Below are 2430 nucleotides of genomic sequence, written 5' to 3' on the forward strand. Positions count from 1 at the left end.
CCTCGAAGATCTGCATAGGGCTGCTGGCGCGCGCTTTGGCGCGTTCGCCGGCTGGTCGATGCCGCTCACCTATCCGGCCGGCGTGATGAAGGAGCACCTTCACACCCGCGAGCATGCCGGGCTGTTCGACATTTCGCACATGAAGCTGTTCCTGGTCAGCGGCCCGGGCGCGATTGCGCTGCTCGACCGCGCCTGCCCGCTCGATGCCGGCGCGCTCGATATTTCCCAGTCGAAATACACCTTCTTCCTCAACGAGGCCGCCGGCATCATCGACGACCTCATCATCACCAGGCTTGGCGACGACCGCTTCATGGTCGTCGCCAACGCCGGCAACGCAGCCGTCGACGAGAAGCACCTGCGGGCGCTGGCCGGGGATTTCGAGGCAAAGGTGGATGCGCTCGACCGCGTCTTCCTCGCCGTCCAGGGTCCCGAGGCCTGGGCCGCCCTTGCCCGCGCCGGCATCGAGACCGGTGCGCTGCTGTTCATGCACGGCATCGAGCCGCGCGAAGACTGGTTCATGAGCCGCTCCGGCTATACCGGCGAGGACGGTTTCGAGATCGGCTTGCCGGAAGCGGATGCGCGGGACCTAGTCGCGACATTGCTCAACGACGAGCGCGTGCAGTGGATCGGCCTCGCCGCCCGCGACAGCCTGCGGCTGGAGGCCGGGCTCTGCCTGCATGGCCAGGACATCACCGAGGAATTCGATCCGGCCAGCGCCGGATTGATGTGGGCCGTCCCCAAGGATATCCGTGCCGCCGGCCACTTCATCGGCGCCGACGCTCTGCGCGCCATACTGGAGCGTGGGTCGGCGCAGAAACGTGTCGGACTGAAGCCGGACGGCCGCCAGCCGGTGCGCGCGGGCGCCGCGCTTTTCGACGCCGCCGGCAATGCGGCTGGCCATGTCACCTCCGGCGGCTTCGGCCCGTCGGCCGGTCATCCGGTCGCCATGGGCTACGTCAACACGGCACTCGCCAGGCCCGGAAGCAAACTTTTCGCCGATGTGCGCGGGACGAAAATCCCGATCGATATCAACCCCTTGCCTTTCACACCTCATCGCTACCGCAAAGGATAATTCCCGATGGCAAAGACCTATTTCACCGAAGACCACGAATGGCTCCGTGTCGAAGGCGGCGTCGCCACCGTTGGCATCACTGACTACGCGCAGGAGCAGCTCGGCGATCTCGTCTTCGTCGAACTGCCGGAAGTCGGCCGCAAGCTGGCCAAGGGCGACACCGCCGTCGTGGTCGAATCCGTCAAGGCCGCGTCGGATGTCTACGCACCGGCCGACGGCGAGATCACCGAGGCCAACACCTCGCTGTCGTCGGATCCGTCGCTGGTCAATTCGGCCGCCACGGGCGACGGCTGGCTGTGGAAGATGAAGCTCGCCAATGAAGGCCAGCTCGACGGGCTTCTGGATGAAGCTGCCTACAAGGCCCATATCGGTTGAGAGCAGGACAGTTACGATGACCGCAGCACCCTACCCCTTCTCGGCCCGCCACATCGGCCCCGGCCTCAATGATGTCCGAGCCATGCTGGCCGTAATCGGCGTCCCGTCCGTCGAGACGCTGATCAGCCAGGCCGTGCCGAGATCGATCCGCCTCGACCAGCCGCTGACGCTGCCCGCGCCGGCCAGCGAGGCCGAAGCACTGGCCGAATTGTCGGCGACGATGGCCAAGAACACGGTGCTGAAGAGCTTTATCGGCGCCGGCTACCACGGCGTCCACGTGCCGCCGGTCATTCAGCGCAACCTGTTCGAGAACCCGGCCTGGTACACGGCCTACACGCCCTACCAGGCCGAGATCAGCCAGGGCCGGCTGGAAATGTTGTTCAACTTCCAGACGCTGGTCACCGAACTGACCGGCCTGCCGGTGGCGTCGGCTTCGCTCCTCGACGAAGCCACCGCCGTTGCCGAGGCCGTCGGCATTGCCCTTCGCCATCACCGCGACAAACGCACCAAGGTGGCGATTGCCGGCACGCCGCATCCGCAGACGCTGGACGTCGTGCGCACCCGCGCCGAGCCGCTCGGCACAGAGGTCGACGGCGAGACGATCGACGACAACACCGCCGCGCTGCTCGTCTCCTGGCCGGACACCTTCGGCGTCTATGGCGACCACAAGGCGGCGATCGAGAAAGCCCGCGCCATCGGCGCGCTGGTCATCTTCATCGCCGATCCGCTCGGCCTGACGCTGACCGATGCTCCGGCCAAACTGGGCGCCGACATCGCCGTCGGTCCGATGCAGCGCTTCGGCGTGCCGATGGGCTTCGGCGGCCCGCACGCCGCCTATTGCGCCGTCTCCGACAAATTGACCCGGCTGATGCCCGGCCGCCTGGTCGGCCAGTCCACCGACAGCAAGGGGCGTCCCGGCTACCGGCTGGCGCTGCAGACGCGCGAGCAGCATATCCGCCGCGACAAGGCCACCTCCAACATCT

General features: G+C 66.8%; 2 protein-coding genes and 1 pseudogene. All 3 read left to right on the top strand.

Going from position 1 to position 2430, the window contains the following annotated elements; all coding sequences use genetic code 11:
- A partial coding sequence (gene gcvT, locus EN781_RS30660; RefSeq protein WP_245492691.1) for a glycine cleavage system aminomethyltransferase GcvT occupies positions 1–1072 on the top strand: 1072 nt, incomplete at its 5' end.
- Between the two features lie 6 nt (positions 1073–1078).
- Entirely contained in the window at positions 1079–1447 is a 369-nt protein-coding gene (gene gcvH, locus EN781_RS30665) for a glycine cleavage system protein GcvH (RefSeq protein WP_126054278.1), read from the top strand.
- A gap of 16 nt (positions 1448–1463) precedes the next feature.
- A pseudogene (locus EN781_RS30670) lies at positions 1464–2430 on the top strand (glycine dehydrogenase); the annotation flags it as partial.

The organism is Mesorhizobium sp. M4A.F.Ca.ET.090.04.2.1 (assembly GCF_003999085.1).
Classification (GTDB): domain Bacteria; phylum Pseudomonadota; class Alphaproteobacteria; order Rhizobiales; family Rhizobiaceae; genus Mesorhizobium.

What these genes read in the sequence shown, in the direction of transcription:
- gcvH (WP_126054278.1), top strand. Translation starts at nt 1,079, where the DNA reads ATGGCAAAGACCTATTTCACCGAAGACCACGAATGGCTCCGTGTCGAA.